At 59.2% G+C, this 20,517-nt stretch carries 18 protein-coding genes; 10 read left to right on the top strand and 8 right to left on the bottom strand.

What is annotated here, in order from left to right; genetic code table 11:
* Positions 1-34 precede the first annotated feature (34 nt).
* The 5 genes from ACYZT5_RS11080 to glcC form a co-directional block, all read right to left on the bottom strand.
* Positions 35-559 carry a gamma carbonic anhydrase family protein gene (locus ACYZT5_RS11080; protein ID WP_462051136.1) on the bottom strand — a complete coding sequence of 175 codons (525 nt, stop codon included), beginning with the start codon at positions 557-559 and terminating at the stop codon, positions 35-37.
* A 12-nt stretch (positions 560-571) separates the two neighbouring features.
* On the bottom strand, positions 572-1,762 hold the full coding sequence (locus ACYZT5_RS11085) for a CaiB/BaiF CoA transferase family protein (RefSeq protein WP_462051137.1): 1,191 nt from the start codon (positions 1,760-1,762) through the stop codon (positions 572-574).
* 24 nt (positions 1,763-1,786) lie between these two features.
* Positions 1,787-2,716 carry a hydroxymethylglutaryl-CoA lyase gene (locus tag ACYZT5_RS11090; protein ID WP_462051138.1) on the bottom strand — a complete coding sequence of 310 codons (930 nt, stop codon included), beginning with the start codon at positions 2,714-2,716 and terminating at the stop codon, positions 1,787-1,789.
* 113 nt (positions 2,717-2,829) lie between these two features.
* Positions 2,830-3,741, bottom strand: a complete 912-nt coding sequence (locus ACYZT5_RS11095) for a LysR family transcriptional regulator (RefSeq protein WP_462051139.1) — start codon at positions 3,739-3,741, stop codon at positions 2,830-2,832.
* A complete protein-coding gene (gene glcC, locus ACYZT5_RS11100) occupies positions 3,741-4,508 on the bottom strand; it encodes a transcriptional regulator GlcC (RefSeq protein WP_462051140.1) in 768 nt (255 codons plus the stop codon). Before glcC ends, ACYZT5_RS11095 begins: the two co-directional genes overlap by 1 nt.
* 233 nt (positions 4,509-4,741) lie before the next feature.
* Between glcC and glcD the strand changes: the two genes are divergently transcribed.
* From glcD to ACYZT5_RS11125, 5 genes are all read left to right on the top strand, one after another.
* Positions 4,742-6,241: a glycolate oxidase subunit GlcD gene (gene glcD, locus ACYZT5_RS11105; protein ID WP_462051141.1), complete on the top strand. Its 1,500-nt coding sequence runs from the start codon at positions 4,742-4,744 to the stop codon at positions 6,239-6,241.
* Positions 6,241-7,305, top strand: a complete 1,065-nt coding sequence (gene glcE, locus ACYZT5_RS11110; protein WP_462051142.1) for a glycolate oxidase subunit GlcE — start codon at positions 6,241-6,243, stop codon at positions 7,303-7,305. The genes glcD and glcE overlap by 1 nt, the downstream gene beginning before the upstream one ends.
* Before the next feature lie 3 nt (positions 7,306-7,308).
* Entirely contained in the window at positions 7,309-8,526 is a 1,218-nt protein-coding gene (gene glcF / locus ACYZT5_RS11115) for a glycolate oxidase subunit GlcF (RefSeq protein ID WP_462051143.1), read from the top strand.
* A 20-nt stretch (positions 8,527-8,546) separates the two neighbouring features.
* Positions 8,547-8,948: a heme-binding protein gene (locus tag ACYZT5_RS11120; protein WP_462051144.1), complete on the top strand. Its 402-nt coding sequence runs from the start codon at positions 8,547-8,549 to the stop codon at positions 8,946-8,948.
* A gap of 63 nt (positions 8,949-9,011) precedes the next feature.
* Entirely contained in the window at positions 9,012-11,192 is a 2,181-nt protein-coding gene (locus ACYZT5_RS11125; protein WP_462051145.1) for a malate synthase G, read from the top strand.
* Between the two features lie 113 nt (positions 11,193-11,305).
* Here ACYZT5_RS11125 and ACYZT5_RS11130 read toward each other — a convergent pair whose 3' ends face one another.
* A complete protein-coding gene (locus ACYZT5_RS11130) occupies positions 11,306-12,766 on the bottom strand; it encodes an MFS transporter (protein WP_462051146.1) in 1,461 nt (486 codons plus the stop codon).
* 359 nt (positions 12,767-13,125) lie between these two features.
* On the opposite strand from ACYZT5_RS11130, the gene yghX reads away from it, so the two are divergent.
* Entirely contained in the window at positions 13,126-14,013 is an 888-nt protein-coding gene (gene yghX / locus ACYZT5_RS11135; RefSeq protein ID WP_462051147.1) for a YghX family hydrolase, read from the top strand.
* Here the strand turns inward: yghX and mug are convergent.
* Positions 14,010-14,543: a G/U mismatch-specific DNA glycosylase gene (gene mug / locus ACYZT5_RS11140; RefSeq protein WP_462051148.1), complete on the bottom strand. Its 534-nt coding sequence runs from the start codon at positions 14,541-14,543 to the stop codon at positions 14,010-14,012. The two genes, yghX and mug, sit on opposite strands and share 4 nt — an antisense overlap.
* Positions 14,544-14,551: 8 nt before the next feature.
* On the bottom strand, positions 14,552-15,178 hold the full coding sequence (locus tag ACYZT5_RS11145) for a TetR/AcrR family transcriptional regulator (RefSeq protein WP_462051149.1): 627 nt from the start codon (positions 15,176-15,178) through the stop codon (positions 14,552-14,554).
* Between the two features lie 225 nt (positions 15,179-15,403).
* Between ACYZT5_RS11145 and ACYZT5_RS11150 the strand changes: the two genes are divergently transcribed.
* Genes ACYZT5_RS11150 through ACYZT5_RS11165 form a run of 4 tightly spaced genes read left to right on the top strand, consistent with a single transcriptional unit; the run spans position 15,404 to position 20,508 of the window.
* A complete protein-coding gene (locus ACYZT5_RS11150; protein ID WP_462051150.1) occupies positions 15,404-16,540 on the top strand; it encodes an HlyD family secretion protein in 1,137 nt (378 codons plus the stop codon).
* Positions 16,540-18,024 (top strand): DHA2 family efflux MFS transporter permease subunit, encoded by a 1,485-nt coding sequence (locus tag ACYZT5_RS11155; protein ID WP_462051151.1) that lies wholly within the window; start codon positions 16,540-16,542, stop codon positions 18,022-18,024. Before ACYZT5_RS11150 ends, ACYZT5_RS11155 begins: the two co-directional genes overlap by 1 nt.
* 19 nt (positions 18,025-18,043) lie before the next feature.
* Positions 18,044-19,534, top strand: coding sequence for an efflux transporter outer membrane subunit (locus ACYZT5_RS11160; RefSeq protein ID WP_462051152.1), 1,491 nt, complete (start codon positions 18,044-18,046; stop codon positions 19,532-19,534).
* A 23-nt stretch (positions 19,535-19,557) separates the two neighbouring features.
* Positions 19,558-20,508, top strand: coding sequence for an aldo/keto reductase (locus ACYZT5_RS11165; RefSeq protein ID WP_462051153.1), 951 nt, complete (start codon positions 19,558-19,560; stop codon positions 20,506-20,508).
* Positions 20,509-20,517: the final 9 nt, after the last annotated feature.

Consider the following 20,517-nt stretch of genomic DNA (forward strand, 5'->3'; position numbering starts at 1 on the left):
GAGGCAACGTCCTTCAGGACCCTGCTCAACGGGTTTAGCTGATTCGAATCAGTTTGTCCTTGTAAACCTGGCCCTTGGCGACATAATCCCGGGCGTTACGCTGCAGGCCGGCGATGGCGTCAGGTGTCAGCTCTCGCACCACTTTGGCGGGCGCTCCCAGAATGAGGGAGTTGTCCGGGAATACCTTGCCTTCAGTGACAATCGCGCCGGCACCGACCAGGCAGTTCTTGCCGATGACCGCGCCATTGAGCACCACCGCCTGAATCCCGATCAGCGCACCATCACCGATGGTGCAGCCATGCAACATGGCCTGATGGCCGATGGTGACGCCATTACCCACCGTCAGCGCAAATCCGGGGTCGGCATGCAAGACCGCGCCTTCCTGTACGTTGCTGTGCTGACCGATTCGAATCGGCTCGTTGTCACCGCGCAGAACAGCCTGAGGCCAGACACTGACGCCCTGTTCCAGCGTGACATTGCCGATGACGGTAGCGTCTTCCGCGACGAAGGTTTCGGCGTGGATGACGGGAATCAGCGTGTCGTATTGATAGATAGCCATGGCAACGCCTCCTCAGGCCTGAGCGTCCGTTTTAAGCACACCGGCCGCACACAGCTCGGCGATGTGCTCGTCGCTGTAACCGAGTTCACGCATGACCTTGTGCGTATGCTCGCCGATGCGCGGAATCGATTGACGCGGTTGCAGACGTTCGCCATCCAGGGACAACGGCAGCAAGGGCATGGCGGTGAACGATCCGTCTTCGAGCTCGAGATTCGCCAAGCCACCGCTTTGCAGCAAATGAGGATCTTCAAACAACTCCTCCGGACGACGGATCGGCGCAAAGGGAATGCTGTGGGCCTCCAACTCAAGAGCCAGCGCCTGAGCATCCATCGTGGCAAAGACTTCGGCCAGGTGAGCCAGCAACCGTGGTCGCTGCAACACGCGATCGTTGTTGGTGGCGAGGGTCTGGTCGTCGAGCAACGCGGTCTGACCGAGCAACTGACATAAGGCATTCCACTGCCCTTCGCCGGTGGCCGCCACGAACATCTGCTCGCCGTTGGCGAACTCGAACACGTCGTAGATCGCCCAGGCGCTGATGCGGTTTGGCATCGGCGCGGCCGCCTGCCCGGTTACGGCGTACTGCTGCATGTGTTGGGCTGCGAGCAATACGCAATTTTCGTAAAGTGCGCTTTGCACCTCACGGCCGACACCTGTTGTGTGGCGGTCATTGAGCGCGGCAAGCACGCCGATGGCGCCGAACATCCCGCCCATGATGTCGTTCACGGAACTGCCGGCACGCAACGGTCTGCCGACAGGGCCGGTCATGTAGGCCAGGCCCGCCATCATTTGCACCACTTCATCCAGGGCCAGGCGATTGTCATACGGACCGTTGAGAAAGCCTTTGTGCGAGGCATAAATGATGCGCGGGTTACGCTCATGAATCGCGGCGTAACCGAAACCGAGTGCCTGCATGCGCCCCGGTTTGAAGTTCTCGATGAACACGTCAGCGGTGTCGATGAGCTCCAGCACGGCGTCGCGCCCTTGCGGGTTGTTGACGTCGATGGCGATGCACTGCTTGTTACGGTTGAAGGTGCGAAAGAATCCGGCACCGGCCCCCAGCAGACGACGCGTACCGTCGCCGCGAGTCGGCTCGATCTTGATGACTTCGGCACCGAGATCACCGAGGATCATCCCGCAGGTCGGCCCCATCACCATGTGAGAAATTTCGACGACACGAATGCCGTCCAATGGAAGTCTGGACATGAATGTTTTCCTCGATCGGACAGCTCACGCGCGGCGGGCGGGTGGCGTGTAATTGAGTGGCAGACCGGCGCGGGCAATGCAGCCGTAAAGGGTTTCGTCCGGCAACGCGGCGTGCAGCACGTCCCGTGATTCGATCAGTGCGGCCAGATCGATGCCAGTGTCGTAGCCCATGCTGTGCAGCATGAACACCAGGTCTTCAGTCACGGTGTTGCCGGACGCACCCGGTGCGAACGGGCAACCGCCCAGCCCGGCCAGGGACGAATCAAGTTCGGTGATGCCTTGCTGGACGGCCACCAGACTGTTGGCCAGCGCCAGACCACGGGTGTCATGAAAATGAGCGGCCCTGAGTTTTTCCCCGGCAATGGCTCGCACCGCCTGCAACGTGGTCGCCACCTGACCGGGATTGGCATAGCCGGTGGTGTCGCCGAGCGAGACCAGATCGCAACCGGCCTCAAGCACGTGTCGGGTCAATTCGCACAAGTCAGCCAACGGTACATCGCCCTGACGGGTGCAGCCGAAGGCTACGGACATTCCGGCAATCACTTGAACGTTGTGCAAGCCCAGTTCGGTTCGCAACTGGCACATCCGCGCCAGCTCTTCGACCATTTCCAGCGGCGTACGACGAACATTGGCCAGGCTATGGGCCGCGCTGACGGAAACAGGCGCAATGATGCGGTGGGCACCAGACTCAAGCGCATCCCGACAGCCGCGCAGGTTCGGCGCCAGGACCGAGACGACCAGATCGGGGTAACGCAAGGCGTGGGCAACGACTTCTTTGGCATCGGCCATTTGCGGCAGCAGTTTGGCGGGTACAAAGGACGCGACTTCCATATGGCGTACGCCAGCCGCATAGGCGGCATCGATCCATTGGCGTTTGGCAACAGTGGGCATGATGGCTTGAAGGCTCTGCAATCCATCGCGAATGCCGACTTCGTTGATCGTTATTGTTGTCATGAAGTTCTCTCACAGGCTAAAGCACAGGCTCAGACTAGAGAGACACCGACGCACCGAAAAGACGTCATTCACGGCCTGATCCATCGTCAACCACGATGGATGGAAAACAGCATTCAGGGAGCCGTTTGACGCGCCGGGGCTCGCAACAACAGATGGTCCAGCAGCCGCCGCGCGGAGAGCGACAGCGCCTCACGATCACGCACGCAAATCACAAACTCACCCAGCGCCCAATCGTCGGTCAGGGGAATGATGCGAAGGTCGAACAACTGAGCGTAGCGCGCCACCGCTTCAAGCGGGAATACAGCCAGCCCCAGCCCGAACTGAACCAGCCGGAACGCGGCATCGAAGGACGACACATAGGAACGAAACCGCAACTCCCGGCCGTGTGCCTCTGCGTCTTCGCGCATGAAGGTATTGAGGGTGGCGAAGGCGGACAGCCCCAAATGATCAAAGTCCAGTGTCTCCTTGAATGCAAGGCTGGTGCGATCGGCCAAGGGATGATCCGCCCCCACCACGACGGCCAGATGGTCCTGGCGGTAAGGCAGAAACTCCAGATCGCCCACGGCCATTGACCGCCTGCAAATGCCCAGATCGGCATTTCCTTCGGCCACCCCACGGACCACATCGGGGCTGAAACGCTCTTCGATGTCGGCCTGGATTCTGGGGTTGGTCAACATGAAATCGGACAGTTCTTCCGGCAAAAACTCCATGATCGAGGACACGTTCGCCAATACCCGGACATGCCCGCGAGCACCCTCCGCGTATTCGCTGAGTTCACTGTCGAGCCTTTCCATCGCTCGCGTCAGCGACCGGGCATGCCGCAGCAAAGCCTGCCCCGCCGGCGTGGGTTCAACCCCGCGCTTGCTGCGTTTGAGCAACGGCGTACCGAAGCGCACCTCGATGTCGGAGATCCGTTTACTGACCGCCGATGGCGCGGTGAACGCCCGCTCGCTGGCCCGTGCGATGGTGCCTTCCTCGCAGACCAGAATGAACAGGTGCAAAGAGAAATGATCCAGATGCGGCATTACGTCCACCCCTCAAGTCGCAACGTCGCCCGAACCAAACGTTGTTCCTCGCTTTCGATTTCCTTGAGGTTCTCGCAGATGCTCTGAATGTGCGCGATGGCCGCCTTGCGCGCCTGCTCCGGCATTCGGCCGGTGACGGCGTTGTAGAGCCGCGCATGTTGACGGTCGATCTGACGCTTTTGCGGTTCACGGTGGTAGAGGTTGTTGACCGAGGCAAACACCGTGTTCAGCAGCAAATCCGTCAGCGAGCGCAAGGTCTGCACCAGCACCGGGTTGTGCGAGGCCTCGCAAATCGCCAGGTGAAACGCATGATCGAGCCGGGCGTGTTCGGACGCCTCCAGTGAACGGCTGTGGGCATGGAGCAACGCCTCGTAGCTGCGGGTGATGAGGACGAAGTCGGCGTCGGTTCCGCGCAAGGCCGCCAGGCGTGCGGACTCGCCCTCGAGCAGGCTGCGAACCTCGAACAAATCGTAGAGCGTGCGTGGCTGTGAACTGAACAAGTGCATCAGCGGTGACGCGGCACCGTGACCCGAAAGATCGGCTACAAATGAACCCTTGCCCTGCTCTGTCTTGATAATCCCGCGGGCGCGCAACAGCTTCAGGCCCTCGCGAAGTGCCGTGCGGGAAACACCAAGCTTTTCGGTCAGGCGACGCTCCGAGGGCAACAGCTGCCCCGTCTTGAGCACCCCGTCCACGATCAGCCGTTCTATGCGTTCACAGACCACGTCTGCGACTTGTGGATTACGGCTTGTTTCTGCGTTATCCATCGACTCTCCACTGGTATGACCAGTCTCACTAGCAAAACCACAAACGTTAAAACACAAACATAAGCTTATGTTTTAAAAACGTTTTTTTACGTAAATAAAAAACCATCGAATAAAGAACTGGTTCGACCAGCCAAACAACACATAGACAGTAGAACGCCTCAGGCCAATGATGCAAGTCAGTGGTAAACGGACACAGACCTCCTATAAAAACAACTGAGGGTCGCCAACCGACTATGAACATTCTCTACGATGAACGCGTCGACGGCGTCCTGCCTGATGTCGACAGAGCTGCCTTGCTGGAGGCCCTGCACACGCAGTGGCCGGATCTGGAAGTCCTGCATCAACAGGAAGAGCTCAAACCGTACGAATGCGACGGACTTTCTGCTTACCGCACCACACCCATGCTGGTGGTGCTGCCGCGCCACATTGACGAGGTGCAAGGCGTGCTTCGACTCTGTCATGAGCGGCATGTCGCGGTGGTCGCCCGCGGTGCCGGCACCGGTTTGTCCGGCGGTGCATTGCCGTTGGAAAAAGGCGTGCTGCTGGTGATGGCGCGTTTCAACGCTATTCTGCACATCGACCCCGCCGCCCGCACGGCTCGGGTGCAGCCGGGGGTGCGCAACCTCGCGATTTCCCAGGCTGCAGCGCCGTTTGGCTTGTATTACGCACCTGACCCCTCCTCGCAGATCGCCTGCTCTATCGGCGGCAACGTGGCCGAAAACGCCGGTGGCGTGCATTGCCTGAAGTACGGGCTGACCGTGCACAACCTGCTCAAGGTCGACATCCTGACCGTCGACGGCGAACACCTGAGCCTGGGTTCGCAAGCGCTCGATTCTCCGGGCTTCGATCTGCTGGCGTTGTTCACCGGTTCCGAAGGCATGCTCGGTGTCATCACCGAGGTCACGGTCAAACTGCTGCCCAAACCCCAGACCGCCAAAGTGCTGCTGGCGGCGTTCGATTCCGTCGAGAAGGCTGGCCGTGCGGTGGGTGACATTATTGCCGCCGGCATCATCCCCGGCGGCCTGGAAATGATGGACAACCTGGCCATTCGCGCCGCCGAAGACTTCATCCACGCCGGCTATCCGGTCGACGCCGAAGCCATCCTGCTGTGCGAACTCGATGGCGTTGAAGCCGACGTTCATGATGACTGCGACCGCGTGCGCCAGGTGCTGGAACAGGCCGGCGCCACCGAAGTGCGCCAGGCCCGCGATGAAGCCGAACGCGTGCGTTTCTGGGCCGGACGCAAGAATGCCTTTCCTGCGGTGGGCCGTCTTTCACCGGATTATTACTGCATGGACGGCACGATTCCGCGCCGCGAGCTGCCCGGAGTGCTGCGCGCGATCGCCGCATTGTCGGCCGAGTACGACCTGCGAGTGGCCAACGTTTTCCACGCCGGTGACGGCAACATGCACCCGCTGATTCTGTTCGATGCCAACCAACCGGGCGAACTCGATCGCGCCGAAGCCCTGGGCGGAAAAATCCTCGAATTGTGCGTGAAGGTCGGCGGCAGCATTACCGGTGAACACGGCGTGGGCCGGGAGAAAATCAATCAGATGTGCGCGCAGTTCAATAGCGATGAATTGACCGTGTTCCATGCCGTCAAAGCCGCCTTCGATCCGAGTGGTTTGCTCAACCCCGGCAAGAACATTCCGACGCTGCACCGCTGCGCCGAGTTTGGCGCCATGCACGTTCATTTGGGTCAGATGCCCTTCCCTGAACTGGAGCGTTTCTGATGCGCAGTGAACACGATATCGACGACAGCGGCGCGCTGCTCGAGCAGGTCAACCAGGCACTGCAAAACGCCACGCCGTTGCGCATTCAAGGCTCCAACAGCAAGGCGTTTCTTGGGCGCATCGTGGCGGGCGAAGTACTCGACACGCGCAGCCACCGAGGCATCGTCAGCTACGACCCGACCGAGCTGGTGATCACCGCCCGCTGCGGCACGCCGTTGGCAGAGCTTGCTGAGGTGTTGGATGCAGCGCAGCAGATGTTGCCCTGCGAACCACCCTCCTTCGGCGACGGCGCCACAGTCGGCGGCATGATCGCCAGCGGGTTGTCGGGACCACGGCGTCCCTGGTCGGGGTCCGTCAGGGACTTCGTCCTTGGGACACGCGTCATCACCGGTCATGGCAAGCATTTACGCTTCGGTGGCGAAGTCATGAAAAACGTTGCCGGCTACGACCTGTCGCGCTTGATGGCCGGCAGCTACGGCTCGCTTGGCGTGGTGACCGAAGTCTCGCTCAAGGTCCTGCCCAAGCCGCGGCAAGCCTTAAGCATCAGCCTGGAAATGGACAGCGATCGCGCCTTGCTTCGCCTCGCAGAATGGGGGCAACAGCCGCTGCCGATCAGTGCCGCGTGCCACGATGGACAGCGCCTGCACCTGCGACTTGAGGGTGGCGAAGGCTCGGTGGCTGCGGCTCATGAGCGACTGGGCGGCGAGTTGCTGGACGCCTCGTACTGGGAGGATCTCAACGAGCATCGATTGAGCTTCTTCGATGAGGACCAGACACTTTGGCGCCTGTCCGTTCCTCACAAAACGCCTCGGCTTTCCCTGCCTGGCCGTCAGCTGATCGATTGGGGCGGTGCACAGCGCTGGCTCAAATCCGACGCAGAGGCAACGTTCATTCGTTCGATCGTGGAAGAAGTCGGCGGGCATGTGACCTGCTACAGCCATGGCCTGATCGACAGCCCATTCCAACCGTTGCCGGCCGCACTGATGCGTTACCACCGGAACTTGAAGCAACAACTCGATCCCCAGGGAATCTTCAACCCCGGACGCCTGTACGCGGAGCTTTGACCCATGCAGACCACCTTGAGCGAACACGCACGCCAACTGCCCCGCGCCGAAGAAGCCGAAAGCATCCTGCGCACGTGCGTGCACTGCGGTTTCTGCAATGCCACTTGCCCGACTTATCAATTACTGGGCGATGAGCTGGATGGACCGCGGGGCCGCATTTACCTGATCAAGCAGGTCCTGGAGGGCAACGAAGTCACGCAAAAAACACAACAGCACCTGGATCGCTGCCTGTCTTGCCGCAATTGCGAAACCACCTGCCCTTCCGGTGTCGACTACCACAACTTGCTGGACATCGGCCGGGCCGTGGTCGATGCGGCAGTGCCGCGCCCACTCGGTCAGCGGTTGTTGCGCGAGGGATTGCGCAGCATCGTCCCCAACCCTGCGCTGTTCAAAGGGCTGGTCAGCAGCGGCCAGGTGTTCCGGGCGTTGTTGCCCAACACCTTGCAAATAAAGTTGCCTCGCCGCGTCTATCCGGCCAAGCCGCGCCCGGCCACTCACCACGCCCGGCAGGTGCTGATGCTCGAAGGCTGCGTGCAACCGAGTCTGTCGCCCAATACCAACGCGGCCGCCGCCCGAGTCCTGGATCGACTGGGGATCAGCGTCACCGCGACCCACGAAGCCGGATGCTGCGGTGCCGTGGATTATCACCTCGACGCTCAGGCGGCCGGCCTTGATCGCGCCCGCCGCAATATCGATGCGTGGTGGCCGAGCATTGAAAAAGGAGCCGAAGCCATCGTGCAAACCGCCAGCGGTTGCGGCGCTTTCATCAAAGACTACGGTCACCTGCTCAGCACCGATCCGGCCTATGCCGAAAAGGCTAGAACGGTCAGTGCGCTGGCCAAGGATCTGATTGAAGTGCTGCGCGACGAGCCGCTGGAAAAGCTCGGCATTCATAGCGACCAACGCCTGGCGTTCCATTGCCCCTGCACGTTGCAGCACGCGCAGAAACTGGGTGGCGCGGTTGAAGCGATTCTGACGAGTCTGGGCTTCAACCTCACGTCGGTTCCCGACAGTCACCTGTGCTGCGGGTCGGCGGGCACCTATTCGCTGACCCAGCCCGAACTGTCCCGGCAACTGCGCGACAACAAGCTCAATGCGCTGGAAAGCGGACATCCCGAAGTCATTGTCACGGCCAATATTGGCTGTCAGTCCCACCTCGATGGTGCGGGCCGAACCCCTGTCAGGCACTGGATCGAACTGGTCGAAGCCGCCTTGCCATAACCGAGCACTGGAGAATTGCCATGAAAAGCAAAGCCGTACTGAGCCAGACCGAAGTCAGCCAAATCCTCGCGGCTGCACGCACCGAAGCGCAGAACAACCAATGGGCCGTAACCATCGTGATAGTCGATGACGGCGGCCACCCTCTGGCCCTCGAACGCCTCGACGGTTGCGCTCCGATTGGCGCCTACATCGCCACCGAAAAGGCCCGCACCTCGGCCCTCGGTCGGCGCGAATCCAAAAGCTATGAAGAGATGGTCAATGGTGGCCGCCACGCCTTTTTGTCGGCGCCATTACTGACCTCGCTTGAAGGTGGTGTGCCCATCATCGTCGACGGCCAGGTGATCGGTGCGGTCGGGGTGTCCGGTGTCAAAGCCGAGCAGGACGCACAAGTCGCCAAAGCCGGCGCGCAATGCCTGAACTGAACCGAACTGATTTGAGCTGAGCGCGGTCAGCGCTCGATAAACACTGTGATGGAGATGCAAAAAGTGACCGATTTCGTGAACTGCCAAGGCCTCAAGGTCGCGCCTGTCTTGCAACGTTTCGTTGATCTGGACGTGCTGCCGGGAACCGGCCTGGACCCTCAAGCGTTCTGGAGTGGTTTCGCTACCCTGGTGCATGAACTGGCGCCGCAAAACCGGGCGCTGCTGGCTGAGCGCGATCGCCTGCAAGCCGAACTGGACACCTGGCACCGTTCACACCCGGGACCGGTGACCGACATGCCGGCTTATCGCAGCTTCCTGAGCGGTATCGGTTACCTGCAACCACAACCTGCAGACGTCAAGGTCAGCACCGCCAACGTCGACACAGAGATCAGTGTGCAGGCCGGACCCCAACTGGTCGTCCCGGCGGTCAACGCGCGTTATGCGCTGAATGCCGCGAATGCGCGCTGGGGATCGTTGTACGACGCACTCTATGGCACCGACGTTATCTCGCATGAAGATGGCGCCGAACCGGGCCGGGCTTACAACTCCGTGCGTGGGGCGAAAGTCATCACTTTTGCACGGGCGTTTCTGGATCAGGCATTCCCCTTGAACAGCGGCTCACATGCAGCGGTGACGCGTTACCGGATCGACAACGGAACACTGCAGGCGACCTTGAACGATGGCAGCCAGACCGGCCTGTCGAATACCGCGCAGTACATCGGTTTCCAGGGCTCGCTCGCCGATCCCACGGCCATCCTGCTGAAAAACAATGACCTGCACATCGAGATTCAGATCGATCGCCAGAGCGTGATCGGTCAGGCTGACGCCGCTGGGGTCAAGGATCTGCTGATTGAAGCAGCCCTCTCGACCATCATTGATTGTGAAGACTCGGTGGCGGCAGTCGACGCCGACGACAAGGTGCAGGTGTACCGCAACTGGCTGGGTTTGATGAAGGGCGACCTGAAAGAAGACCTGGAGAAAAACGGTAAAACCATCACGCGACGGCTGAATCCGGATCGCGAGTACACCGCGGCCGATGGCAGCGCACTGACACTGCACGGGCGTTCGTTGCTGTTCATCCGCAACGTCGGGCACCTGATGACCAGTCCGGCGATTCTCGACAAGGGCGGACTGGAAATCCCGGAAGGCATTCTCGACGGCGTCATCACCAGCCTGATTGCCCTGCATGACCTGCAACGCCGCGGCAATTCCCGGACCGGCAGCGTCTACATCGTCAAACCGAAAATGCACGGCCCCGCCGAAGTGGCCTTCGCCGAACAATTGTTCAGCCGCATCGAAGACCTGCTCCAACTCGAACGTCATACCCTGAAAATGGGCATCATGGACGAGGAACGGCGCACCAGCGTCAACCTCAAGGCGTGCATCGCAGCCGCCTCCTCACGGGTCGCATTCATCAACACCGGCTTCCTCGATCGCACCGGTGACGAGATGCACACGGCCATGGAAGCGGGTGCGATGCTGCGCAAGGGCGACATGAAAAATACCGCGTGGATCGAGGCCTATGAGCGCAACAACGTGTTCGTCGGTCTGGACTGTGGATTGCGTGGGCGGGCGCAGATCGGTAAAGGCATGTGGGCCATGCCTGATCGAATGGCCGATATGCTCAAACAGAAAGTCGGCCACCCGAAAGCAGGCGCAAATACCGCGTGGGTGCCCTCGCCGACCGCCGCCACCTTGCACGCGCTGCATTACCACCAGGTCAACGTGCGCTCGGTGCAGGAGTCCCTTGAAACAACGGACTTCGGTGGCGCCAGCCCGGCACTTCTGGACGGCTTGCTCAGCGTGCCGGTCGTTACCGCCCCATCCTGGTCGGCCGATGAGATTCGTCAGGAAGTCGAAAACAATGCCCAAGGCCTGCTGGGGTATGTGGTGCGTTGGGTCGAACAAGGCATTGGCTGCTCGAAGGTGCCCGATATCCATAACGTGGGGTTGATGGAAGATCGCGCGACCTTGCGCATTTCCAGCCAGCACATGGCCAACTGGCTGCGACACGGGGTGATCACCAAGTCTCAGACCGTCGACATTTTGCAGCGCATGGCGCGGGTCGTTGACGAGCAAAACGCTGCCGATCCGATCTACACACCCATGGCGCCTGACTTCGAGCAATCGGTTGCATTTCAAGCGGCCTGCGCACTGGTGTTCGAAGGATGTGCACAACCCAACGGCTATACCGAACCGCTGCTGCATAAATTCCGGCTCGCGTACAAGCAGTCGAGGAGGTAAATAGGGGGAACAAAAGAGGCGGAGCAGACAGGGTGAAACCTGGAACCTGTTTGGTAACTGCGAGCACTGAAATAGTCGGGCCGTGTGGCAAACGGCCCGACGTTCGTTTTCGATCACTGCCCTTCAGTAAGCTTCGTCTTCGGTATCCGCAGAGCGCGCCAGGCAATTAAAATCGCCATGAGTGCCAAGCCGAACGTCACCCACGAAACCAGATTAATTCCACCCTCGAATGCGCTTCCCGCCTGCGTCATCAGCTCTCGTGCTTGATCTCCTGACAACTGCACCGCCACATGATTAGCACCCGATAGCGTCTCACTCGCCATCATCGTCTGCACCTCACTCAAAAAAACCGGAAGCTGCAATGCGCCGCGATAGTAGGCCGTGACGAGACCACCGAGCACTGTCGTCCCCAAAACCACACCCACTTCATAGGCCGTTTCACTAATGGCCGACGCCGCACCCGCCTTTTCCGGTGGTGCAGCCGACAAAATCACATCGTTGGATATCGTCGCGATCGCGCCCACGCCAATGTTCAGCAAGGCAAAAGCCACCACCAGAACGATCAGACTGCTGCCGATGCTGGCGACCAACAAAAACGCCGCCCCAGCAAACGCCATCAGAATCGGTACCAGCACATGCACCTGTACTCGCCGCGCTACAGGCACGACTGCCATTCCCACGACGATCGCCATGATCTGACCAGGTACTAACGCAAAGCTAGCATTCAACGGTGACATCTGAAGGACTATCTGTAAGAACTGAGTGGTGAAGAATACAAAGCCGACGAGGAACGCGAGGCTCATCAGATTGATTAGTACGGAGCCACTAAAGGTGCCACTTCGGAACAGACTCAGATCCATCAGCGGCACTGGCAGACGTAACTGCCGATGCGCAAACATCCACCCAGCAACCATGCCGATTACAAATGCTGTCATCGCCATCCCGTCGAAACCATTACTGGCGCTGTGTTTAATGCCATAAACGATGGCACTGAGGGCAACCATCGATTGCAGGATACTTAGCGGATCCAATGGCCCTGAACAGTCTTTCTCGGACTCAGGCAACAACACCGGTCCCAATACCAACAACGGCACCAATACGGGTATCGCCAATAGGAAAATCGCCCCCCAACTGAAAAACTCCAGCAAAACTCCGCCTACCAAAGGACCGAGTGCTGATCCTACCGTCAGAGTTGTTGCCCAGATCGCGACAGCTACTCTCCGCTCCTCTCGATCCAGAAACACCGAACGTATCAATGCCAAAGTAGAGGGCATCAACATCGCACCGAAAATCCCCATGCAAGCTCGCCCGGCAATCAGTTGCATGGCCGTATGGGAATAGGCCGTCAGCACCGACACAATGACAAAACCCAAAGACCCGGCCAGTAACAGCTTTCGATGACCGATTCGATCGCCCAGACTACCCATCGACACCAGTAATCCCGCCAATACCAGCGAATAGGCATCGATCATCCATAACTGCTGACTCGCGCTCGGATTCAGGGCCTCGGCAATCTTTGGTAACGCGAATCCAAGCACCGTATTGTCTACGGTCACCAGTAGTACTGGCAGCATCAGCACGCTTAGGGCTGACCACCGTTTTGATTTTGCTCTGTGTTGCGCTGTCTCACTTATTAACACCATTGCCCCAAGCTCCTTATTACCTCAAAAAAATCACGGGACATTTTTCAATGCTTCCGTGAAACGAACCCTGCGCACGTCCATGGCGAGGGTTTAAGAATGCAACTTGCAACGTACGAAAAATTAACTTTTCTCGCGGGAAAGCAGAACACTTCTATAGTTTCGTTACATAACAACTCAATCGACTATTTGTTTCATATTGTTTGATGGCACTGATGGGCTGAAGCCCTTTTCCGTCTGCCCCACCCCAAAAGCAAACGCCCCAAACAATCTCGGGCGGAGGAAGCGCACAGATGACCCGTCTCACTGCGAAAGACTTTGCCCCGGAACTGCTCGAACTGTACGACTACTACGCCCACGGCAAGATCAACCGGCGGGAGTTTCTGGATCGGGCGGCGTTGTTCACCTTGGGCGGTTTGACCGCCAGCGCCCTCCTCGCCGCCCTGAGTCCGAATTATGCACTCGCCGAGCAGGTTGAATTTACCGACCCGGACATTGTTGCCGAATACATCACCTATCCCTCTCCCAAGGGCAACGGGCAGGTCCGTGCTTATCTGGTGCGCCCGGCGAAAGCCACCGGCAAGGTGCCGGCCGTGGTGGTTGTGCATGAAAACCGCGGGCTCAACCCTTACATCGAAGATGTCGCGCGGCGTGTGGCCAAGGCAGGATTCATCGCCCTCGCCCCCGATGGCCTGACGTCGGTGGGCGGTTATCCTGGCAACGATGACAAAGGCCGGGAGTTGCAGGCGACCGTCGACCCTGAAAAGCTCATGAACGACTTTTTCGCCGCCATCGAGTGGTTGATGAAGCATGACGCGACCACCGGAAAAGTCGGGATCACCGGGTTCTGCTATGGCGGTGGCGTCGTCAATGCCGCCGCCGTGGCCTATCCGGAATTGGGGGCCGCCGTGTCCTTTTATGGCCGCCAGCCAGAGGCCAAAGATGTCGCCCGAATCAAGGCGCCGGTGATGCTTCACTACGGTGAACTGGATACGCGCATCAACGAAGGCTGGCCCGCCTATGAGAAGGCATTGAAAGCCGCGGGCAAGACCTATGAAGCCTACATTTACCCCGGCGCCAACCATGGTTTCCATAACGACTCCACGCCTCGATACGATGAGGCCGCGGCCAAGCTGGCCTGGGACCGGACGCTGGGGTGGTTTCGGCGATACCTGGCTTAATGGTGAAGCTGAAGTCCGCTTTGCTCGCCTGCTGCCAAGTAGAGTTGCCGGTAAGCACCCACCAGTTGATCAAGCGTGAACGCGCGATTTCGACCACTGGGATTGGGCAGGACCCATACCGAGGCATTGCCGAAGGTCTTTGGCTGAAGCCCCCAAGCAATGTCTCTTTGGCCGGACAGCGCGCAATACGCCGCTTTACCGAGAAACGCCACAAAACGTGGCGCATAACGCACGATTTTTTGTTCAAAGTTCGCAGCGGCAGCGATGAATTCATGTGCGGCCAGCTGATCCGCTCGCGCCGTAGGCCGTTCCACCACGGCCGTTAATCCACACTGATATTGCAAGATCGTCCGATCGTTTTCCGGGCGCACCTCCTCAGGCGTAAAGCCGGCAAGATGGAGCGTGCGCCAGAAACGATTGCCCCTGCCCGCAAAATGGTGGCCTTTGGCAGCGGCAGTCACACCCGGATTGATGCCACAAAAAATCACGGCTAGCTGTTCGGCAAGAATATCTTCGAGTCTTTCACTCACCGTAAACCTCACCCACCGCAGATCACGTTGACCGCACTGCGCACAAGTTCGGTCAATTCAGCGCGGGATTTGCCCGCCCGCGCCCGTATCGAAATGCTATGCAGTATGGATGACGCGAGTACGGCAAGGGCTGCCGGGTCGACATCGCCTTTCAACTCGCCGGAATCGATGGCCGCCCGCAGACGTGTTTCGAGATCGGCATCGAGCCGGCTGAGCCGGTCCGAAAGGACCTCGCGTATTTCAGAGTCCTCGACGGCTTCGGTCGTCGCCGTGCCGATCGCAAAGCACCCACGCGGCTGGCCGTCACCCGAGAAGTAGATCGACAACTGCCCCTCATAAAACCGCATCAACGCCTGGCTCAAGGTCAGTTCGTTGTCCGTCAGCGCCTCCTGCATGGCCGCAGCGGCAAACTCCCAATACTGCTCAAGCGCTTTGATATAGAGCGCGTGCTTGTCACCGAATGCCGCATACAGGCTTGGGCGATTCATGCCGGCTGCCGTGGCGATGCTATCCAGAGAAGCGCCGGAATATCCGGTGCTCCAAAAAACATCAAGCGCCTGCAACAGCGCTGTCTGCGGGTCATAAGCACGAGGGCGGCCGCGGCCTTTCGCCTCTGTAGTCTTTTTTTGTGCCATGTCGTACAAAATCCTTGAATGAAGGTGGGCTCGGGGATATTCTTACACCATCGCACAAAATTAAGGAACCAGAAATTCCTTGGTTTGCAGGTTTGTTGTAGCGGAGCTCGAACAGGGTGTTGCGGCGACGAAACAGATGCGGCGGAGCGATCCTCCTGGCCGCGCACGGTATGGCTGTTTTTGTGGGTGTTAGCCCGACTTCCCGGTTAATAGGTGCATTCGATCATGACCAAACAGTTCGACATCTCAGCTACAAAGACCTTCGAGCACCCAGGCCCGAATCCGTCTGACTCGCCCATCAAAAAGCCGTTTAAAGAGAAAGTACGGCCATTGCTGATGGTGGGTTTCCCTCTCCTCTTCGCTGCGGTTGGGTACGCCCATTATGTGGCGGGCGAGCCCTTTGTTTCGACCGATAACGCTTACGCCCGAGTGGCGAAGGCATCGATCAACGCGCGCATTTCCGGACAAGTCGTCGAAATTGCGGTCGAGGACAATCAGCCTGTTCACAAGGGCCAGATTCTGTTTCGGATCGACCCGAAACCGCTCCAGATCGCGGTTGACCGTGCAGAAGCACAGCTGAGCATCGCGCGGCTGCGCATCGATGGCCTCAAGGCAAGCTACCGCCAGCAACAGGCTGAACTGCAATCGGCCAAAGAGTCGGCCGATTTCGACCAACGGGAGTTTGCCCGCAAGAAGGCGCTGGTCGCTACCGAGTTCGTCTCGCGCTCCATTTACGAGCGCGCCGACACAGACCTTAAAGTTGCCCGGCAACGAATAGCGTCGATCGAACAACAGATCGCCAGCACGGTCGTTACCTTGAACGGTAATCCGAACATCGAAGCCAATAGCCACCCGACGGTTCGTGAGGCCAAGGCTCAGCTCGACGAGGCGCAGCTATATCTCTCGTACGCGACGGTGTATGCGCCTGACGATGGCATCGTGGCCAAGGTCGACGATTTGCAGGTTGGCAACTTTGTTAACAACGGCGCGCCCGCTTTCGCTCTGCTCTCTGATCGCGAGATTTGGGTTGAGGCCAACTTCCGCGAAACGGAAGTCACCCATATGCGTGCAGGCCAGGAAGCGACCATCAGTATCGATACGTATCCTGATCGCGTCTTCAAAGCCCACGTGACCAGCATGAGCCCGGGTGCCGGATCGGACTTCGCACTGCTGCCGCCTGAAAATGCGACCGGCAACTGGGTCAAGGTTGTCCAGCGCGTACCGGTGCGACTCGAACTCGATGAGGTGGACCCTGCCCTGCCCCTTTTCTCGGGCACCAGCGCCACGGTCAAGGTCGATACCGGGTATCGCACGCCTTGGTGGCATCCGCTCAAGGCGCTGTTAACCGCAGGTAACTTCTGATGAACGCCAATCTTGCCGGACCTCAAGGTGCGGGGACATTAAGGTTCGCCGCGTTGCTCGCCACCTATATGCAGTCGGCGAACCTGCCGCTTCCGAATGCGGTACTCAGGTTGATTCAGGGCACCCTGTCGATGACCGACGACCAGGCTGGCTGGATATTCACGTCGTACCTCGCGGCGAGCGCCATCACGATGCCGATTGCGCAATGGCTCGCCGGGCGTTTTGGCTTGAAGCGGGTTTATCAAGCCGCGCTGGCCTTCTTCGTCCTTGGCTTGGTGCTCGCTACGCAGGCAACGACGCCGCTGGAATTCGTTGGCGCGCGCATTATTCAAGGCCTGGCGAGTGGCGTGCTGGCACCGCTGTCGATGGCGATTTCGATGGAGACATTGCCACTCGAGAAGCGTGCGAAATTTGGCGCGACCTGGACGGCCATCGTGCTGTTCGGCATCGTCAGCGGCCCCAGCATCGGCGGTTGGGTCGGCGAACATTTCGGATGGCGCCCGATCTTCTACATCAGCCTTCCGTTATCGGCGTTTATCTTCCTGGTGATGGCGCTTTTGTTGGCCGAGAAAAAGGCCGAGAAACGTCCGTCGTTCGACTTCTTTGGCTTCGGCAGCTTCACGCTGGGATTGATCAGCCTGCAAATGTTGCTTGATCGCGGTGAACGCCTGGACTGGTTTTCTTCGAACGAGATCTGGCTGGAAGCGCTGGGCTGTGCACTGGGGCTCTACCTGTTCGTTGTGCATGTGCTGACCGCGAAGGTGCATTTCCTCAACAAGCGCTTGTTCAAAGACTGCAACTTCGTGCTGTCGACGGTCATCTTTTTCGCCGTAGGTTTCGTGCTGTTGTCGACCATGGCGCTGACGTCGCCGATGCTGGACGAGATTCTCGGCTATCCGCCGGACACCACGGGTTCCCTGACGATTCCGCGCGGAATGGGGCTGGTCGGTGCGTTCCTGCTGATGGGCCGTGTTCCCGAGCGTTTCGACCGCCGGCTGTTCGTGGCGGCAGGCGTCGCCGTGGTGATTTATGCCAACTGGCTGATGCTCGGCTATTCGCCGTTGATGGACTGGTCGCCCGTGGCGGTGGCCGGTGCGATCCAGGGCATTGGCATCGGCGTCTTGATGCCGTCGCTGACCAAGGTCGCGTTCAGCACGCTCGACCCCACGTTACGCCCGGAAGGCACCGGTCTGTTCAACCTGTCACGTGTGTACGGGAGCACCCTGGGCGTTGCCATTGTGCAGCTGTTCTTCTTCAACAATACGCAAGCGATGCACATGGCGCTGGCCAGTAATCTGACGCCGTATCGCGCCGCTGCGCATTCCGCGCCGACGTCCCTGCAAGCACTGGCGGGGCTCAACGAAATGATCACCGGCCAGGCGGCTTTTATCGCGGTGATCGACCAGTTCAAGATTTTGATGTTCGCGATGCTGGTGGTGAGCCCACTGGTTGTCTTTCTTCGCAAGCCCGTTGCGACCAACTAGTTTTCGTGGAGTTTGCCAAATGAAATCCAATGCGCTCTTCATCAACAGACAACTGTTCAAAACCACGTTCGGTGCGGTGTCGGCTCTTGCGTTCCTGACCGCCTGTACCGTCGGCCCCGACTATCAAATGCCTGCGCCGAGTCTGTCGCAGCACTACGACCAACAGGCCGAGCAGCGTCTTGGCCAAGGCGGCAACAAGCCCGGTGAACAGCACATTGACCTGGGCAAGAAGGTCAACGGTGACTGGTGGTCGGCGTTTCGTTCGCCGAAGCTCGACAAGCTTGTACGTCGCGCCATTGACGGCAATCTTGAGCTCGTGGCGGCAGACGCGACGATCCGCCAAGCGGCGTCCTCGGTCGCTGCAGCGGAAGGTGCGCTGTATCCGCAGGTCGATTTTGGCGCTCAGGCTGGACGCCAACGGGTACACAACGCGAAAGAGCCATCGGTGTCCAATTTCTACGCGATCGGACCGCGGGTTGGCTTCGACCTTGACGTTTTCGGCGGTAACAAGCGCCAGGTCGAACAACAGGAAGCGTTTACCGATCTGCAGAAGCATCGCTACGAAGCGGCGTACCTGACCCTGACGGGCGATGTCGCGAGCCAGGCGTTGTTGCTTGCCTCGGCCAACGCACAGATGCAGGCCGTCGAGAAGCTGCTCGCCAATGACGCGAAGAACCTCGAACTGGTACGCATGGCGCACGCCAATGGCAGCACCACGCAGATCGATGTTTCGCTGGCCGAGACGCGGCTCGCTCAGGACCGCACGCTATTGCCACCTCTCGCTCAACAGCGTGATTCGGCCCGGCACGCGCTCTCGATTCTGACGGGAAAAGGCCCGGCTGACTGGATCGCGCCTGACTTCACTCTCGCCGAGTTTGCCTTGCCGGCAAACGTGCCCGTCAGTCTGCCTTCCGAAATGGCCCACGACCGGCCGGATGTATTGCAAGCAGAGGCTGAATTGCACATGGCCAGCGCCGCGGTTGGCGTGGCGACAGCAAACCTCTATCCCCATGTCGAGCTGTCCGCGTCGCTTGCACAGGCGGCTTCAGGCAATGGCGGCACCGCACTCTGGGGTTTTGCTGCCGGGCTGACGGCGCCAATCTTCAGTGGCGGAACGCTGAAAGCTGAACGTCAGGCCGCCGTCGACGGCTACAAGGCAACCCTCGCCGGCTACCAGCAGACCGTCATTAATTCGTTCGGTCAGGTCGCAGACACGCTGCAGGCTATCAATCATGACGCAGAGGAAAACCTGGCGCAGGAGGACGCGTTACGCGCGGCTGAAACGAGTTTTCGCTTGAACCAACAAGCCTACGCGCAAGGCGAGAACAGCATTCTCCAGGTGCTGGAGGCGGAACGTGCTTATGAGCAAGCGTTGCTGGGTCAAATCAGAGTGAAGACCGCGCAGTACCTCGACACCGTGCGGCTGTATGTGGCCCTCGGCGGTAATTCCGTCGGTGTGTTTGAGCAAAGAGTGGCCAGTCGCGAAGACCAGAAACCTTCCTATCAGTAGCGCCAGACATTGGAGTAAAAGATATGCCTTACGAATCATTTTACGATGCACTTCGCGATACCCGATTCCCACTGATACACGGATCGGGTGAGATGCCGGCCGTTGGATTTGGCACGCTGTTCCGGGATCTATCCGTTACAACACAAGCGGTCAAGGACGCATTGGAAGCGGGTTTTCGCCATTTCGATTGTGCTGAACGTTATCGAAATGAGGACAGGGTCGGCATTGCCCTACAGGAAGTTTTTGAGGCGGGTAAGGTCCGGCGAGAGGACGTGTTCATTACCACGAAGCTGTGGAACACCAACCATCGTCCCGAGCGAGTCGAACCTGCGTTTGAGGCCAGTTGCCGACGGCTTCAGGTGGATTACATCGACTGCTATCTGATCCATACGCCCTTCGCCTTTCAACCTGGCGACAACCAGGACCCGAGAGACGAACAAGGTCGAGTTATCTACGACTCAGGCGTGACGTTAATAGAGACTTGGCGGGCGCTGGAGCGCCTCGTGGATGAAGGCCGGTGCAAGTCCATCGGCTTGTCTGATATTACATTGCAGGCATTAAAAGAGATTGTGGCAGTGGCCCGGATAAAACCCGCTGTCGTGCAGGTCGAATCCCACCCGTATCTGCCTGAATGGGAACTGCTTGAGTTTTGTCAGCAGCATGGAATCATCGTTCTTGCCTTTGCGCCACTCGGGCATGGCATGGAGCCGAACGTACTGGAAGACTCGGTGATTACAGGGATCGCTAAACACATTCGCAAGACCCCGGCTCAAGTGGCATTGGCCTGGTCTGTACAGCGGGGAGTCGCTTTTCTGACCACGTCTGCTACACCGAGTCATATCCGGGAAAACTTTGATATTTCTACCCTGCCTCATAGGGCCATGCGTGAAATCAAGGAAGAGATTACGACCCGGGTACGATTCAACTCCGTCGTTGAGACCGGCGTGCCTGGTTTTATTCCGCGCAAGCAGTAACACGCAACG

It is taken from the genome of Pseudomonas sp. LB3P14 (assembly GCF_054898045.1).

Coding starts and splice junctions, on each gene's coding strand:
- ACYZT5_RS11145 (WP_462051149.1), bottom strand. CDS start 15,178: ATGGCACAAAAAAAGACTACAGAGGCGAAAGGCCGCGGCCGCCCTCGT.
- ACYZT5_RS11090 (WP_462051138.1), bottom strand. CDS start 2,716: ATGACAACAATAACGATCAACGAAGTCGGCATTCGCGATGGATTGCAG.
- glcE (WP_462051142.1), top strand. CDS start 6,241: ATGCGCAGTGAACACGATATCGACGACAGCGGCGCGCTGCTCGAGCAG.
- ACYZT5_RS11130 (WP_462051146.1), bottom strand. CDS start 12,766: ATGCTGCCAGTACTACTGGTGACCGTAGACAATACGGTGCTTGGATTC.
- ACYZT5_RS11120 (WP_462051144.1), top strand. CDS start 8,547: ATGAAAAGCAAAGCCGTACTGAGCCAGACCGAAGTCAGCCAAATCCTC.
- ACYZT5_RS11150 (WP_462051150.1), top strand. CDS start 15,404: ATGACCAAACAGTTCGACATCTCAGCTACAAAGACCTTCGAGCACCCA.
- ACYZT5_RS11165 (WP_462051153.1), top strand. CDS start 19,558: ATGCCTTACGAATCATTTTACGATGCACTTCGCGATACCCGATTCCCA.
- ACYZT5_RS11080 (WP_462051136.1), bottom strand. CDS start 559: ATGGCTATCTATCAATACGACACGCTGATTCCCGTCATCCACGCCGAA.
- ACYZT5_RS11160 (WP_462051152.1), top strand. CDS start 18,044: ATGAAATCCAATGCGCTCTTCATCAACAGACAACTGTTCAAAACCACG.
- yghX (WP_462051147.1), top strand. CDS start 13,126: ATGACCCGTCTCACTGCGAAAGACTTTGCCCCGGAACTGCTCGAACTG.
- glcC (WP_462051140.1), bottom strand. CDS start 4,508: ATGGATAACGCAGAAACAAGCCGTAATCCACAAGTCGCAGACGTGGTC.
- glcD (WP_462051141.1), top strand. CDS start 4,742: ATGAACATTCTCTACGATGAACGCGTCGACGGCGTCCTGCCTGATGTC.
- ACYZT5_RS11095 (WP_462051139.1), bottom strand. CDS start 3,741: ATGCCGCATCTGGATCATTTCTCTTTGCACCTGTTCATTCTGGTCTGC.
- glcF (WP_462051143.1), top strand. CDS start 7,309: ATGCAGACCACCTTGAGCGAACACGCACGCCAACTGCCCCGCGCCGAA.
- ACYZT5_RS11155 (WP_462051151.1), top strand. CDS start 16,540: ATGAACGCCAATCTTGCCGGACCTCAAGGTGCGGGGACATTAAGGTTC.
- ACYZT5_RS11085 (WP_462051137.1), bottom strand. CDS start 1,762: ATGTCCAGACTTCCATTGGACGGCATTCGTGTCGTCGAAATTTCTCAC.